Annotated in this window: 3 protein-coding genes; all 3 read right to left on the reverse strand. The window is 50.5% G+C overall.

Annotated features, from left to right (window positions below; all coding sequences use genetic code 11):
- Positions 1 to 108 precede the first annotated feature (108 nt).
- On the reverse strand, positions 109 to 7,785 hold the full coding sequence (locus EPO18_RS17890) for a non-ribosomal peptide synthetase (RefSeq protein ID WP_292435707.1): 7,677 nt from the start codon (positions 7,783 to 7,785) through the stop codon (positions 109 to 111).
- 75 nt (positions 7,786 to 7,860) lie between these two features.
- Positions 7,861 to 12,525: a non-ribosomal peptide synthetase gene (locus tag EPO18_RS17895; protein ID WP_292435709.1), complete on the reverse strand. Its 4,665-nt coding sequence runs from the start codon at positions 12,523 to 12,525 to the stop codon at positions 7,861 to 7,863.
- Entirely contained in the window at positions 12,522 to 18,179 is a 5,658-nt protein-coding gene (locus EPO18_RS17900) for a type I polyketide synthase (RefSeq protein ID WP_292435711.1), read from the reverse strand. The genes EPO18_RS17895 and EPO18_RS17900 overlap by 4 nt, the downstream gene beginning before the upstream one ends.
- Between the last annotated feature and the right edge of the window lie 248 nt (positions 18,180 to 18,427).

Consider the following 18,427-nt stretch of genomic DNA (forward strand, 5'->3'; position numbering starts at 1 on the left):
TGTAAACCGCCACCCAAAGAGTGAATAGTTAAATCAAAAAAACATACTGATTTGTTTCGTATCTTTCGTGCCTTTCGTGTTTTTCGTGGACAACTGCAGTTTTCAAGTTCACACGACTTTTTGTTGACTACGATCTCTCTTAACCAATTTCGGCGCGGCCTTATCGACTTTGTCCAAGCCCTGCATTCTTTCAGCCAGCAAGGCAATGGTAGGCGCTTCAAAAATCAATTTTAACGGCACTTCCAAGCCCAGTTGCTTACGCATTAACGAGACGATTTGAGTGGCTTTTAACGAGTGACCGCCCAAACGGAAAAAGTCATCCGTCACGCCGATATGCTCGATGTTCAATACCTGTTGCCAAATCGCCAGTAAAGCCTGCTCCCTTTCATTGCGAGGCGCTACCTTTTGTGTCTGCGCCAAACCGCTAAAAGGGTCAGGCAATAACGCACGATTGACTTTGCCGTTTTTATTCAACGGGAACGCATTAATTTCCAGCCATAAATCCGGCATTAAATAACGCGGCAACCGGCTTGCGGTTTCAGCGACCAGCTCATCCTGATCGAATGACCGCCCTTGCTTAACGATAACATAAGCCGCTAACGCTTTATCGCCTGCGGCATCTTTTACGACCTGCACCAGCACATCCTGCACCGAATCATGCGCTTTGATAGCGGCCTCGACTTCCTGCGCTTCGACTCGATAGCCTCTGATCTTGAACTGCTGATCGACACGGCCCATAAACTCGATGCTGCCGTCCGCCCTTAAACTGACTTGGTCTCCGGTACAGTACAGCCGTTTACCCGGCTCTTTAGTATAAGGGTGCGGAATAAATACCGCCGCAGTTTGTTTCGGTTTTCGGCAATAGCCGTAAGAGACACCTGCCCCTGCCACGTAAAGCTGGCCGATAGCCCCTACCGGTTGCAAACGTAATTGCTTATCCAGCACCCAGGCTTCCGAGTTGGTTATGGCCTTGCCGATCGGCACGCTCGCCGCCAAAGGCATGTCCTTGGTCACATGCTGGCAACAGCTAAACGTGGTGTTTTCAGTCGGCCCGTAACCGTTAATAAATACCGTATCGGGAAATCGATTCAGCAACCGGCGCACATGCTCGGCTGAAACCACATCGCCGCCTGCCAGCAATTGCTTAACGCCGGCCAAATCCTCGAGTTGCTCGTCGACCATTTGCTGAAACAAACCGGCAGTCAACCAAAGAATGCTGATGCTGTGCTGATTAATGAAAGTCCCTAATTGCTGCAAACTCGGCTGTGGCTGCTCTATTACCGACAACCCCGCGCCGTTAAGCAAAGGCGCCCATATTTCAAGTGTAGAGGCATCGAACGATAGCGGCGCAAAATGCAAAAACCTGTCCTCGGCACTAATCGATACAAAATCGCTATTGATGACCAGACGAATGACATTATGCTGGCTGACGCAAACGCCTTTAGGCTCGCCGGTAGAACCCGATGTATAAGAGATATAAGCGATTGCGGAAGACGGAACAGCCAATTGCAAATTATCTTCACTGGTAGCTTGCTGTATTTCCAGATACGGATCGAAACTTGTGACGCCGGTCAGATCGAATGCGCCTTGCTGTATCAGCAAACGCACGCCGGCATCTTCGCACAAGCCCTGTACGCGTTGTGCAGGCGTATCAAACTCCAGGCCTAGATACGCCGCTCCTGCTTTAATGACGGCGAGTACCGCAATAATACGCATACAGCATCGCGGCAATGCAATCGCCACGATATCGCCCGGCTTAACCCCGCCAGACACTAAGCGATGCGCAAGACGGTTGGCTTGGACGTTCAACTCGGCATAATTGTAGCTGGCCTCTTCGCCGCGTAATGCAATTTGCTCGCCGTAATACTGCACGATTTGTTCAAACAAACCGGCTAAATCCTGTTCCGGCAACGCTTGCGTTGCACCGACGCTACGTTGCATCAACTGCGCCTGCTCTTCAAAGTTTAACATCGCCAAGCTATCGATAGATTGATCGGCTTGGCTCGCCAGCCCGCTCAGCAACGTTATAAAGTGCTGCGCCACTTGTTGAATATAATGGTCCGCATAACGCACTTGGTTATATAGACAGGTCAGTTGCCAACGCTGCCCAGGGCTAATCACCATCGTTAAATCGTAATTGGTTTGCTCACGGGTTTGCACGTCGGTCACAGCAAGCTGCCCTTGATTGTCTTCGTCGCTGGTTTGCAAATGGTAATTTTCAAAAACCAGTAGATGATCCGGTGCACCCTGTTTAGGCTGACTCTCCGCCATCGGCAAGAATTGGTAAGCCTGGCTGTCGCTATTATGCTGGTGCAAACGGGTCAACAAATCCGAAACCAGCTCCGACTCGGCAAAACTCACCCGCACCGGCACTGCATTAATCAATAAGCCCACCATCCGGTCTATATTGACAATGGCGCTGGGGCGGCCGGATACCACCGTCGCAAACACCACATCCCGGCGATCGTTATACCGCCCGAGCAATATGCCCCAAGCGGCTTGAATCAGTGCATTAACGGTGACCTTATAATGTTTGGCGGCTTGTTGCAGTCGGTCCGGCAAATCAATCGGCAAAGGTTGTTTAAATTCAGCTTGCTTGGCTTGTTGCCCGGCATAATGAGGCAACGAAGCCAACTCGCTATAACCGTCTAAATAGTCCTGCCAAAACCGGCTGGCCGCTTGCGAATCCTGCTGTTTCAGCCATTGCAGATAATGACTGAAAGGCGGCGAAGCGGGTAGTCGAGGCTCGCTATTTTTCAGTATGGCTTGATAAAGCTGAGCCATCTCATCCATCAGTACGCCGACGCTCCAACCATCCAACAAAATATGATGAAAGCTCCAGACCAGATGCCAGCGCTGCTCAGCCAGCTTGATCAATTTGATGCGCACCGGAGGGCGCTCGGCCAGCTTAAACCGATCGGCCAAATCGGCCTGTAGATAATGCTCTAAGGTATTTGGGCTTGTCGACCAATCTTCAATTCCAAATACCGAGTCTACCTGCTTTAGCACGACCTGCAAGGCATCCTGGGTTTTGTTATCGACAAACACCGTGCGCAAAATACCGTGACGCGAAACCAGCTTATCCCAGGCTTTGCGATAACACGCCGTGTCCAGTTCGCCCTGCAACGTAAAGCTGATTTGCTCGTGATAAGCCGTGGAATCGGTTTCGCGTAAAGCGTGATACTGCATCCCTTGTTGCATCGGGGTTAACGGGCAGACATCGCTTAAGTTTTCCCGATGCGCTGTAAAAAAATCATCCAGCTCATCCAGGCTCAAGTCGCTGTAAGTTAAGTCGGACGGGGTGATGGCTTGCGTTGTTTGTTGCAGGCAATGATTGATCACCTCTCTCAGGTTGGCCGTATAAAGATTGGTCAGGCTCTGCATGGATTCTGGAGTAAACAGATGTCGGTCGTAACGCCAATCGATACATAATTGATCTGACAGCACCATCGCGCTCAATTCCAATGCGCATGGTCTAAGCCCTTGCGCTGAAACGGCGGCTCCGACATCATTGCTCAGCGCCTGATACAATCCGGCTTCATCGCTGCGGTCGAAACGCCCCAAATAGTTAAACACCAAATCCGGTTCGAATCCCAAACCGGCGCCGGCGCGTAACTCGGCTGGCGTTAAATAACGCAACACGCCATACCCGATGCCTTTGTTAGGCAGCTGGCGCAAATGCTCTTTAACGGTTTTGATTTGATAGCCTAGATCTCGCCCCACTGTCTTATCCAACACAAACGGGTACAGCGACGTAAACCAGCCTACGGTACGGCTGACATCCAGCCCGGTCAGCACGGGTTCGCGTCCGTGGCCTTCCAGCAATAAAACAGACCGCGTCAGCCCCGCCCAAGACTCCAGCGCAGGAATCAAAGCCGCCAGCAACAGCTCTTCAACGCTTGTGTTATAGGCCGCATTGGCTTGTTGCAATAACTGCTGCGTTTCTTCCGTGCTTAACTGCGCTTGGCTATTGTCAGCATCCTGGTAACGGCAATGTTTACCGGCCCAGGCAGCGCCGCTGTTGCGCTCCACTTGCGCCGTCCAATACGGCAGCTCGTTGAGCAAGGATTGCTGCCGACTGTATCCCAGCAGGCCTTCCGCCCAGTCGGCATAACTGTCGGTTTGCTCGGGTAACGCGTATTGATCGCCGTTGCTTAACGCATCGTACAAAGCGCTAAAATCTTCCAATAAAATACGCCAGGAAACGCCATCGATCAATAAGTGATGCACGACAATCAATAAACGATCAGCAGACGGGCATTGATAAACCACCAGCCTGATTAATGGCGCTTTATCCAAAACAAAACCCTGCTGCAATAAAGCGGCATGCTCGATCATAGCCGCTTCAACATCGACTGCGGCCATTAACGAGACGGTTTCTATCTCGATTTGCAACTGATCTTCCGGCAGGATAGCGGCCTTAACGCCGTGTTCGTTTACATAAAAACAGCTGCGTAAAGCTTCATGATGCTGCAATAGCTGATTCCAGCTTCGCTCCAAATACTGGACTTGCCAATTCCCGGAACGGGCTTCCAACAACGCGGTATGATTGAAATGATGCGCCTGTTGGCCTTGCTGTTCAAAGAACCAATGTTGAACCGGCGTTAACTGAATGTCGCCGCTTACACTGCGTGTTTTTTTCTGCCCGGCCAGCGCTTTTAACTGAGGCGCTAAGGCCTGTATGGTCGGGTAACGGAATAAGTCCTGTACTTCAATCCGGTAACCCTGTTTGCGCAATTGCGACACCACCCGAATCGCCTGAATCGAATCACCGCCCAGCGCAAAAAAATCATCCTTCACCCCGACGCTGCTTTGCTGCAACAGCTTTTGCCAAACCTCAACCAACACCTGCTCTTCTGGAGTATTGGCCTCTAAGAACGGCTCATCCAGTTCCAGTTCGGGAGCAGGTAACGCTTGCCGGTTCACCTTGCCGTTGGCTGTCAACGGAAACTGCGGCAAATGCACGAAAAAGCCGGGAATCATGTAAAGAGGCAACAGTTTTGCCAAAGGCGCTCTTAAGTCAGCGGTTTTTATTGCCTCCGCTGTCCGGGTGCTGTAATAAGCCACCAGAATTTGTTGCGACTGTGCGTTTTCAAGCATCATCACCACTGCTTGCTCAATCAGCGGCTGGCGCAGCATCGCTTGTTCTATTTCTCCGAGTTCAATACGAAAGCCATGAAACTGCACCTGCTGATCCAATCGGCATAAATAGTCCAATTCGCCATTGTTCAGATAACGACCGCAGTCCCCGGTGCGATAGAACAATGTGTCCAGATGCAGTTGCGGCAAATGGACAAAGCGCTGGGCGGATAACTCGGGCCGATTCAAATAGCCCAAGCAAACTCCGGCGCCGCCGACATACAGTTCCCCAGGCACGCCCGGCGCAACTAACCTGCCGTATCGATCCAAAACATAAACGGATAAATGGGGCAATGGCTTACCAATAAGGCTGCATTGCAGTCCCGCCTGTTCAGGCTTAATCTTTTTAAAAGTCACATGCACGGTGGTTTCGGTAATACCGTACATATTCACTAACTGAGGTCTTTCTCCATAAGCCTCGAACCATGGCTTTAACTGCTTAAATTCCAGCGCTTCGCCACCAAAAATCACATAACGCAGGTCATTCAATTTTACGTCGTTTTGCCGGTCGGTATCGATCAACTGTTTAAAAGCAGTCGGCGTTTGGTTAAGCACTGTAACGCGCTCTTTTTTTAACAGCGCATGAAAATCTTCCGGCGAACGGCTTATCCAGTAAGGCACAATAACTAAACGGCCGCCATAAGCCAACGCGCCCCAAATTTCCCAGACTGAAAAATCGAACGCGTAGGAATGGAACAAACACCAGACATCATCCGCATTAAAATCGAACAGCGTATCGGTTCCGGAGAACAACCCGGCCATATTGCCATGACTGACTAACACCCCTTTGGGCTGCCCTGTCGAGCCTGAAGTATAAATAACATACGCCGGACTATCGGGCCTCACCTGCCAGTTTGACACTGACGAATTTGAAGCAATGCAGCTTAACTCCGACAGCGAAACCGCCTGCAATTGAGGAGCGACGGCGGCCAATTTAACGACTTTATCCGGGCTGGTCAGCAGCATTTTTATTCCGGAGTCTTCGGCCATGAAACGCATGCGTTGCTCAGGCAAACTCGGGTCCATCGGCACATAAACCATGCCCGCTTTTAACACCCCTAAAATGGCGATCACCATTTCAATAGAGCGTTCAAAACACAGGCCGACAAAATCTTCCGCTTTCAAGCCGCCGGCATACAGGCATCTGCAAACGTCGTTCGCATAGCCGTTCAGTTCGGCATAAGTTAATTGTTGATCCTCATACACCAACGCAATCGCATTAGGCGCTGCGGCAGCCGCTAAATCGAAACGGCGCAATAACGGGTCGAAAGGAAATTGCTTTAAAGCGCTCTCGGTTTGTTCGATAATTTTTTGCCGGGTTTGATCGTCCATTAACGAAATCTTTGATAATTCAAGCTCGGGATTTTGCGTCATTTGCAGCAAAATCTGGCACAAATGCGCCTGTATGAATTGATGCATATCCGCTTGATAATCCGAGCTATAAGCCATTTGCACTTTAATGCCATGCTCAGCCGGTAAGAACTGAATATCCAGAGGGTAATGCGTGCGTTCAACCACTTCATTCGCCTGAACGCTCAAATCGGCCTCATCGGCTTCGGACATTTTTTTGAAGCGTTCGTCCAGCGGAAAATTTTCCAGGGTGACATGGGTGCTGATTAAACGATTCTGTAACGGATGCTGCGCTTGAATGGTGGACAGCGGCGAGTAATGATGCGGCTCTGCCTGTATGGCTCTATCCTGAATCTGCGCCAGCAATTCCCTGACAGTTAGCGTAGGCGCCAACGAAACCCTGACTGGAATGGTATTGATAAACAAACCGACGATCTGCTCGACGTGTTCGATATCCGCGGGCCTGCCGGATACCGTCGTCCCGAAAACGACATCTTCACAGCCGTTGTAATGTGCTAATAGCAGCGCCCAAGCTCCATGCAATATGCTGTTTAAACTGACCTGAACATCCCTGGTTAATTGTTGAATACCTTTGAAAGTCGACTCCGGCAAAGTAAAACTGGCTCTTATGCGCTCCGACTCGCTAGATTGATACTCCGAAGTAAACGGCAGCTTCACTTCATCCTGATAATCCGCCAAGTAGCTTTGCCAAAAATCCAAAGCTTGTTGTTTGTCCTTTTTCTCCAGCCATTTTACGTAATTTGAAAACGGTACCGTATACGCCAGTTCGGTGTTGATATCCTGATAAAGCGCAGTGCATTCGGATAGCAAAATACCCAAAGACCAGCCGTCAAGAATAATATGATGATGCGTCCAAATCACTTCGGTTAAATCGTCCGCCAACTGCAACAATGTAAACCGCATTAAACAATCCTGGTTCAAGCGGAAACCGCGTTTTCTATCGCGCGATTTAATCTGTTGTCGCCGTTGCAGCTGTTCCTGCTCCGGCAAATGGCGAAGATCGATGCTGTCAAAAACCGGCAGCTGCTTTTTCAGAATCACCTGCAAAGGCCGCTCTGCGCCTGTATGAAAAAACAATCCTCTTAAAATTTCATGACGCTCGAACAGCTTGGCCCATACCTGAGAAAAGCGCTCTTGATCGAATCGCCCTTTTAATAAATAAGCGATTTGCTGAATATAGGAATCATCCTGATTAGACAAGGCGTGAAATAAAAATCCTTCCTGTAAAGGCGTTAACGGATAAATATTTGCTACATTTTGTTTATCTATATTCAAAACGAAAATCTCATTTACTTAAATTAACTAACGCGCCAACCAGGAATTCTACCTGTTAAACAGATAATCCAAAAATTACATTTGCGCCAAAAAATCATCCAGCTGGTTTATATCGAAACCATCGTAATCGATATCGGATGGCGTTAAGGATTGAGTTTCGCAGTTCGCGGCGTGATCGATGATATTTACCAGCGACTGTTTAAAACTTTCCGCAAAAGCGCTTATCCGATCCCGGCTATACAAATGGCGCGGATACGCTATTTCAAAAGACAGCTGTTCCGCAACATGTTTGCCGACGAATTCAATCAAGTAAGGCGCAATGGCATCTGGGGAGAAAATATCGCCGATATTTTCATTGGCTAATGAAAACCGGCCTTGCTGGTGCTGCCCGAATTGCCCTAAATAATTAAAACTGATCGCCGGGTCTTTAAATGGCTGCCCGTCAATCGCGTTATTCATATAGCGCACCATGCCGTAACCGACCCCTTTATCGGGAATGGCTCGCAAACTTTCTTTAACGCTCTTGATCAAATACCCCAAATCCTGGTTTTTGTTATATTCCAAGGTAACCGGATAGCGCGTAGTAAACCAGCCTATCGTGCGGCTGACGTCAACATCTTCGAGCACGTCGCGGCCATGGCCTTCCAAAATGATACTTAAGGCCTGCGAATTTTCCCACTGGCTATATGCCAGCAGCAATGCGGCCAACAACAAGTCATTGGCTTCTGTCGTGTAAGCCTGATGCACGCCGGTCAAAAACTGCTCGCTGTGGGCTTGGCCAAGCTCGACTTTAACAATATCCAAGTCTTTATATTTCACGCTCTGGCCGTTTAGGCTGGGCGATAATGCCTGCTGTTGCCAATATCCTTGTTGCTCGGCAATTATTTTCTCGCCCTGCTGCCGGAACTGCTGCATCCAGAGCTTAAGCGATGCAGTCGGTTCGGGTGCGTGCCATTGACTGCCTTGCTCGTAAGCATCGTTTAAATCTTCCATCAAAATCCGCCACGATACGCCATCGATGACCAAATGATGAGCCACCAGCAACAGATAGTGTTTATCGGGCAATCGGTAGTAAACCGCTTTCAGCAGCGGCCCCGCGCTTAAATCGAACGACTTTTGCAATGCTCCGGCGTGCGCGCTTAATTGTTCAATTGAAGCTAAATCAAACTCCGAAAAATCGAGGCTTTCAGTATTGTCGTAAAATTGCCGCCACTGCCGATCCCGATTCTGGAACCGAAGCCGGAAAGCATCATGGCTGTTGCAAACCTGGGTTAAAGCCTGTTTTAACCGGGCCGCATCCAGGTCTTTCGTTTCCAATAAAAATGCCTGATTAAAATGATGAAACTCGCTGCGATGATTGGCAAAGAAATGCTGCTGGATTGGATTTAACGGCAGTTCGCCTTCAGCTTTGCCCGATGCGACTGGAGCCGTCTTAATCGCTACAAGTTTAGGCGCAAGCTTGCTGATTGACGGGTGGGTGAATAAATCCCGAACTTCCAGTTTCCAGCCTGCCTGACGGACACGGGAAACAATTTGCAGGGCTTTAATGGAATCCCCGCCTGACGCAAAGAAGTTATCGTCCCTGCCGATGCTGTCCAGGCCTAAAACCGCACACCAGACTTGACCCAGTGCCTGCTCCCGTTCACCTTGAGGCGCACCGCCCAAATCATCGCTCAGCCTTTGCGCTTCGGATAATTTCGGCAAGGCTTTGCGATCTATTTTGCCGGACGAATTTAACGGCAGTTTATCCAGCACGACAAAATGCGCGGGGATCATATAATCAGGCAATTGCTTGGCCAAGCCCGCTCGTAAATCGGTAACGCTCAACTGGCTTTGTGCAACCAGATAAGCCACGATCTCCGCAGACTCGCCTTTATTGACCCGCGCGACCGCCTGTAAAACGCCGGGATATTGAGCTAGCTGCGCCTCGATTTCGCCCAGCTCGATACGATAACCGCGAATTTTAACCTGATCGTCCAAGCGGCCCAGAAACTCGATTTCACCTTGTTGATTAACCCGGCCCTGATCGCCTGTCCGGTAATATCGCTTTCCTTGCTCAGCCGGAACAAATCGCGCTGCGGTTAAAGCCGGTTGTTGCCAGTAACCTTGCGCCAACGCGAGGCCGCTAATATAGATTTCTCCGGCCAGTCCATCGGGCTGTTGATGCCCATAGCAATCGACTATTTTCACCAACGCATGATCCAGCGATTTTCCGATGCTAACCGCCGCGCTCCGGTATCGGCGCCGGTTGTCCACAGTATGTAGCGTTGCATCGACGGTGCATTCGGTTGGCCCATACACGTTATAAACTTTAAGATTTCCGGCTTGGCGGCTGTTAGCTATGGCCTCGATCAACTGCGGCGGCAACGCCTCGCCGCCGACAATCAATTGCTTTACCCGCAAATCCTGGCGCTCGGCTAAGCCCGCCTCCAACATAATCTGCAATAACGACGGCGTGCAATCGCTCAGTTCGATTTCCTGTTTTTGCAAATAACTAAGTAATGCCTGACCGTCGCGACGCGACTCGCTATCGCAAATATGCAGGCAATGGCCTTGCAGCAACGCGGCAAAAATCTGCTGAACCGACGCGTCAAAAATGAACGACGCCATCAGCGCGACATTCAGGGCCTTGGGGCTGTCCCGGTAAATCCCACGGTTTAATGACTGAACCAAGCCAAGCACCGATTGATGGCTGATCAAAACGCCTTTAGGCTGGCCGGTCGAACCGGAGGTGTAAATTAAATAAGCTGGGGCCTGTGCAGGTATCGCTTGAACTGCCGGTTGCTCAACAGGTCGTTGCAAATCGTTGCACTGAATATGCAGGTAATCGGCAAACACCGGTTCTTGGCTGATCACCGCTGCAACTTTGGCATCCTTTAAAATAAAATCCACCCTGGCCTTGGGCAAGGTCAACTCCAACGGCAAATAAGCGCAGCCCGCTTTTAAAATGCCGATCATCGCAACCAGATAGTCATTAGTCCGGGGCAAATAAATTGCAACGATTGAGCCGGGCTTGATACCGGACAAATGCAAGCGCTGGGCAATAACCTCGGCCCGCTCAGATAACTGCCGGTAGCTTAAAATCTCCAGGCCGTCGTTCAGCGCGTTTGTATCGGGCGTTTTTATGACTTGGGCATTGAATGCGTTGACGATGGTTTGCTTATCGTCAATGCTTAAGCCGATACTCGGTAAGGCATCATTACTAGTTAAACGTAAGTCGCCGACCGCCGAATCCGGATTTTGCGCAATACCCTGCAACAACGCAGCGTAATGGCTCACCATGTTTTCCACGGTTACTGCATCGAACAAATCGGTGCTGTATTCAAACACGCCTTCAATCCGGCCTTGCTCCATGCCCAGCTCCAGCGTTAAATCGAACTTGGCGGCTTCGCTTTGCAAGGCCTCGCGCTGCATCGTCAGGCCTTTCAGCGCTATGTCCTTAATCGGTGCGTTCTGCCAAAGAAACATCACCTGCACTAACGGGTTAGAACCAAAATCCCGTTCCGGTTTCAGTGCTTCAACCAGCCGCTCGAACGGCACAAACTGCAAATCGAACGCGTTAAGGCAAAAATCGTTAACCTGCGCCAATAACTCAGTCACGCGCGGATTAGCTTCTATTCGCGCCCGTAAAGGAATGGTATTGATAAAAAAACCGACTATCGGTTCCAAATCGGGTTCGTTCCGATTGGCGGCCTGCGTGCCGACCAGCAAATCGTTGCGTCCGCTGTAACGCTGCAACAAAATAAAATACGCCGTCAGCAACAGCACAAATAAGCTGATGCCTTTGCTTTCGGCCAACTGCTCCAATTGCTTGCTCAACTCCGGCGCAATCGACACCGGGCAAGTCGAACCTTGATAACTGCGCGATTCGGGCCTGGACTTGCCGGTATTCAAATCCAGGCGGTATTCGCTGTTTTCCAATAATCGGCACCAGCGTTTAACGCCTTGCTCAATCGATGCGCTCTGCTGTTGTCTTTGCTGCCAAACCGAATAATCCCGGTAATTAATGCTGATCGGCGGCAAGTCCGGTTCAGCATTCGCCATATAACTTTGATAAGCCGCACCCAACTCCCGGCTTAAGATGCCCATCGACCAGCCATCGCTAATAATATGATGCATCGCCATTAACAAGACCCATTCATGTTGATCGTAACGGATCAACATGACTTGGGATAACGGCGCCTGTTCAAGGTCGAACCGGGAGCCGGCCATTTGGCTTTTGGCTTGATCCAATAACGTTTGTTTTTGGCTGGCCGGATAAGCAGAAAAATCTTCCACTGCCATCTTCAAATCCAGCGCATCATGAATAAATTGCTGCGCGACGCCGTCGCTGTTTTCGCTAAACGTGGTGCGCAGGCTTTCATGGCGCCTGATCAAATACTCAAAACTGCGGCGCAAAACACTAATATCCAAATCGCCCGACAAACGGCTCGCCATTAAGATATTGTAAGTAGGCGAAGCGCCTTCCAACTTAAACAAAAACCAAAGCCGTTGCTGGGCAAAAGACAACGGAACGGCATTCGAATCGGCAAAGCGGCTTAACGGCTCGGCCAAAGCCGCATGGCTTACCTCCACCTGCTGCAACAGCGCTATCAATTCGGTTTTATTGGCTTTTAGTTGCGCCATCACTTCGGGCGTCATCGCCCCTTTGGGCGCTTTAAAGCGCAGCTCGCCCTGCTCCAGGTAAAGCCGTATGCCTTGCCGGTTTAGCTGATGCAATAAATCGGCGACTGAGGTCAAATCACACCGCCTTCGTATTCAGTCTCATCGTCTTCATCGACCGCCGAAACCTGCAACGCCGATTGCACGACCTGAATCTGGGAGGCTAAACGCGCAATGGTGTTATATTCAAAAATCAGCTTCACTTCCAGGTTCATGTTCAACAATTCTTTTAGCCGCGATATGACTCTAATCGCAATTAACGAATCCCCGCCCAACGCAGAAAACTCATCATTGATACCCGGCTTATCAATGCCCAACACGTCGGCCCATACCCCGGCAATCAATTGCTGTATTGGGGTTTCCGGCGCTACGTATTGTTGGGCTAAATGAGGCCTTTGATGACCGGACTGGCGTATTTCGGGTGCAGGCTCAGTTGCGCTGGCTTGCTGTACATCCTGAGTACGGCCGGTTTTAACCAGTAGTTGGCTGTAGCCTGAAGCTAGGGCTCTTCGTATAGCTTCAAAACCTTCGGCATCGCTTATGCCTCCTTTCAGTTCCAGGCCGGTACTGCCGGCTACCCGCTGCTCGAAAGCGACCGCCTGGCCTATGCTTTGCCAGCGATCCCAGTCCAGCGTATATACCCGGCCCAGTTGATGATGACGGCAATAATGCGCAAACGCATCCAGATAGCTATTAGCGGCGGTATAGGCAATATTCCCCTGCCCGCCGGTAATCGCATTCAGCGATGAAAACAATACGACAAAATCCAGCGAGTTAAAATCGATGCACTGTTGCAGAACCAATGTGCCCTGCACTTTGGGTTGCAGTTCAGCCAGCGAGCGGGCTTTATCCTGAAGATCGATATAACCCCGGCTATCGCTGGCCGCTGTGTGGAAGATTCCGTTTAATCCGCCGTATTCGGCGAGCGCCCGATCAACCACGGCTTGCATCGCTTGGGCATCGCAAACATCGGCCGTGCAAACCATCACTTCCGCCCCGGTCCGCTGCATATCCAGCAACATGCCGATGGTTTCGGTTTGTTGCCGGGCGCGAGTGTTACTGTGGCCTCTGCCTGCCCGTTTTTGTCCCGGCGCTCTGGCGACTACCAAGCAGCAATCGGTTTTCAAGCGTTGCTCGGGTTCGGGAGGAAACACTGCAACCTCCGCAAACAAACCGCTGCAGGTCATGACTTGTTGCCATGCATCCGGGCTTAACAATGGCGTTGTGCCGGAACGCAGATCGGTATCGCTAAAATACCACCAGCCTTCCGCGAGCCCCCAGACCATTTCATACCAACGCGGGATAGGCGGCGTTTCAACCAAGCATAAATCCCCGCCGGGTTTTAATAAGCGGCTTAGCTGGCTAACGGCTTTGCCAATATCGGGGGTTGCGTGAACGACGTCCAGCCCGTAAATCAAGTCAAAACTTTGCAAGTCGAAACCTTGAGCGACCGGGTCCTGAAAAATATCGAATACCGAAAAGCGCATAAAATCCAGGCCTTGCTTTTGGGCCTGTTGCTGGACTTTCAAAACAAAGGATTTGCCGATGTCGGTAAAATAATATTCGACTTTTTTGCCGCGCAAAGTAGGCGCAATGATGCCGGTCAACACGCCACTGCCGCCGCCCACTTCAAGAATCCTGACCACCTCGTCGGACTGGTCTATGGTTTGATGAACCAGATGTTTCAACAACTGGTAATAAACCCGGTGATTGGAATGCTCGACCGTTTTTTCACCGGTTTCCGAAATCAGGCTGCGGTCGCCGTCCGGATATAACACGCTGATCGCTTCGATTTCGCCGGACAAGGCTTTAGCAAAATGCGCGACGCAATGAGCGACCATTTCATGCAGGGGTTTAAAGCCTGAGTAATCCCGATTGATTTGCTGTTCCAGTTGGCCGATTTCTGTGGCCCAATCTCGAGCATCCGGCAAAGTGAAAGAAAAACTCTGAGCCTGCCAATCGATCAAATTGTCCCTTTGCAAAATTTCCAGCAATAAGCCTAAAAATTTATCGAATTTGGCTAACAGCTTCAGCTGTTCGCCAACTTCACTGGCTGTCCATTGCTTATCGCCATAAGGCTGGATGCCCGCCTGCTCGAAAAAGCTCAACAAATGCAGGCTGCACAATTGCTCCAGCTTGTTTCTTAAATCGGGATAGCTATCCAGTCCGGCAATTGCCAATTCCTTAATCAGCTTCTTTTCGGTCCGATCCAAGTCCGTCAGCAGATCGCTAAAGCCGCTTTGATTTTCCAATCCGACAAGAGATTGCCATATGCTTTTATCCGGGAAATCCTGCTGCGTGGTCAACACCAATTTGGCTTGGTATTTCCGCGCCAGAAATCCCGCCAACGACAAACCGATCCCGCCCAAACCTCCGGTGATTAAATAGCTGCCGTGCTGTTTTAGCATATCTTGGCTATGGCTTATTTCAGGCAGACTCAAATTTTCAAGATCGGGCCGCCAGTAATATCCGTGCCGCCAAGCTAAAACCGGGCTGCTGTAACTCACGCCGGAAAAATCGGGCAGAGCCGATTGCCCAGCCTCAAAATCTATCAATCGGCATTGAATGTGCGGATATTCCTGCGGCACGACTTTAACCGGGCCTAACAGCAAAGCCTGCATCGGCGACAAGCTGGTTTCCGCGCCGGTCACCTCAAACAAGCCCTGCGTTATTACCGTAATCCGGCACTGAACTTGGGGAGATACCCGGTTCAATGTCTTGCAAAAATTCAGCAGGCCCAAATATGGCAAGGCGTAATTATCATTGTTAATGTTCCAGCAATAAACCAGTTCTATAGTCTTATGCCCGGTCAATGACAAATCGCCGATCAGGCGTTCAAAGTCCTGTTCCAGTTCGGGATTAAACGCAAATAAATGCTCGTTAATTTGCTGATAGCTGTCAGCTGTTTTTACTTGCCGCCACTGCGCCGCGCCCCTCTTAAAATCAACTCCTGCATCATTTACAAACGCTAAATAAATATCAGCAGGCTGAGGTTCGGTTGCAGGTATAGCCAGACAGCGTTGCCAGTTAACTGTCGAAAACCAGTCGGCTAAATCGGAAGTTTGATCTTTGCAAACAGATTCGCAGCCACCGATTGCTTTAGGCTCTACCCAACAACGCTGCCGCTGGAAAGGATAAGTCGGCAATGCAACACGTCGGCGTTGTTCGGCTTGATAAAAGCCGTTCCAATCCACCGTTACGCCGGCGCTCCACAACTCCGCTACTGTCGCCTGCAAACCCATTTGGTCACTTAATGTTCCCAGGATAGTTTGACCATCCTTCAGCATCGATTTTGCTAGCGCCTGCAAGGTATGCCCTGCGCCTACTTCCAGTAGAATCAGTTGATCGAATTCAGCGCACAATGTCTCCAGTCCTTTAGCAAAATGCACCGGTTGCAGCATATGCTCCTGCCAGTATCCGGCCAACGAGGCCGCTGCATCGAACCAGCTTCCGGTCAGGTTCGATACAAAAGGAATCGAATTCGGCTTCATGTCCAGCTGCTTAAACGACTCGCCAAATGCCTTAGCTGCCGACTGCATCAGCGGCGAATGAAAGCCGTGTGAAACGGTCAGCTGCCGATAGTCGATGTCTTTGTGTTGAAGCTCCGGCAATAACGCATCGATAGCTTGTTGGCTGCCGCTTAGCACGCATTGGTTTTCGGCATTCACTGCGGCCAAAGCCAATTCTTGATTCAGCCATTGCATGCATTGCGCCTGCGTTGCCCTAACCGCCAACATGCCGCCTGAAGGCGCGGACTGCATTAATCGCGACCGTTCAGCGACCAGTTTTAAAGCATCTTCCAAGCTGAACACGCCCGCAACACATGCCGCAACATATTCGCCCAAACTGTGACCGATCATAGCCGCAGGCTTGATTTGCCAAGCCATTAACTGCATCGCCAAGGCATACTCGAATACAAACAGGGCCGGTTGGGTGTTTTGCGTCTTGTTTAACTGTTGCTCGGCTTCCTGCTGAGCGCCTTGCTCCGGAAACATAAGCTGCCTTAAATCCAGCCCCAGTAACGGCTTTAAATAGTCGCAACAAAAATCCACCTGCTGCTTGAACACCGTTTCGGTCCGGTACAGCAACTGCCCCATTCCGGTCTTTTGCGTGCCCTGCCCCGGAAACATAAACACCACGGCAGGAGACTTGCCGGTCGTGGTAATGCGCGATAAATCGGTTAAGGATTGAATAGCCTGCTGCGGGCTGTCTGCCAATACAAAACTTCTAACCGGCAATTCCTTGCGGCCGACTGACAAGCTGTAGGCCATATCCGCCAGATTCTGCCCGGCATGGGTTTGCAGATGGTCAGCCAGCGATAAAGCCAATTGCTTCAGCGCAGTTGGGGATTTAGCCGACAACGGCAATACTTGCTGCGGCCGGACTGACGGACCGGGGGTGCTGGTATCCGGAGCTTGCTCCAACACCACATGCGCATTAGTGCCGCCTATGCCGAATGAACTGACTCCGGCTCTTCGCGGCGTATTAGTTTGCGGCCAGTCTTGCAATTGCCGATTGACATAAAACGGGCTCTGTTTGAAATCGATCTCGGGATTAGCTTCGTTAAAGTGCAACGAAGCCGGTATCTGTTTATGATGTAAAGCCAGTGCGGTTTTTATCAAACCGGCGATGCCTGCGGCAGTATCCATGTGCCCGAGATTTGTTTTAACAGAGCCCAAAGCACAATACTGTTTGTTCTGGACTCTGGCAAAAGCCAGCTTTAGCGCCGCTATTTCAATCGGATCGCCCATTGGCGTAGCCGTACCGTGCGCTTCTATATAATCAATGCTGTCAGCCGGAACATTAGCCACTGCCAACGCTTCCGCAATAACGGCAGCCTGCCCGTTAACACTCGGCGCGGTAAAGCCGATCTTATCGGCGCCATCGTTATTGACTGCCGAACCTTTAATAACGGCATAGATAGTGTCGTTATCCCGAATCGCGTCTTCCAGTCGTTTTAGTAAAACCAGACCGGCGCCGCTGGACGGAACCGTGCCGCCTGCTTGCGCATCGAATGCCCGGCAATGGCCGTCCGCTGATGGAATACCGCCCGGCTGGTATAAATACCCGGCTTTTTGCGGCACCAGCAACGTAGCGCCGCCTGCCATAGCCACATCGCACTGGTAATCCCAAAGGCTCTGGCAAGCATAATGCACAGCAACCAGCGAAGTGGAACAGGCTGTGTTGATCGCTACCGCAGGACCTTTTAAATTCAATTTATACGCCAAGCGTGTCGCGGCAAAATCCTTATCGCTGCCGATCAGCATTTGGTAAAAGTCGGAAGATTCTTTCAAGCTGTAATCGGCCAACAGATTATTGAGCAGATAAATATTCATGCCCACACCGACATAAGCCGCAATATCGCCTTGATAACGATCCGGGTCCAACGCCGCGCTCTCCAGCAACTGCCACGCGCATTCCAGCAACACGCGCTGCTGAGGGTCCATTAACTCGGCTTCGCGCGGAGTATAAGCGAACAAGTGAGCATCAAAGTCTTCAATGCCTTCAATCATGCCTTTGGCCTTAACATAACCGGGCTGAGCCAGCTGAGACGGAGCAACACCTGCGGCTAGCAATTCGTCATCGGTAAAAAACCGGATGCCTTCTTCTCCTTGGCTCAATAGCCGCCATAAAGCATCGATATCGTCCGCTTTAGGAAAGCGGCAGGCCATACTGACGATAGCAATCGGCTCCAATTCATTTTCCGTTGACTGTGATTCGTTCATATTCATGCAGTTAGCTCTTTATTTATTTTGTAATTATTTACTGTTGTTATGCAGTCAGTCGAATTTAAATTGCTTTAGTATTAGGTGTCGCTAGCGCGACGATTATTTAAATCGGGTTCTCGCACCCGAAAGCGAGTTACTTTCTTTTGCTTCGCCAAAAGAAAGTAACCAAAGAAAAGGCGACCCGTTGCCGCTTGAATCCTGCGCTCCTCACTTTCGACGGGGGTTGCCAGAAGGGCCATCCTTGGCCCTCT

This window comes from Methylobacter sp. (genome assembly GCF_004322395.1).
Classification (GTDB): domain Bacteria; phylum Pseudomonadota; class Gammaproteobacteria; order Methylococcales; family Methylomonadaceae; genus Methylobacter_A.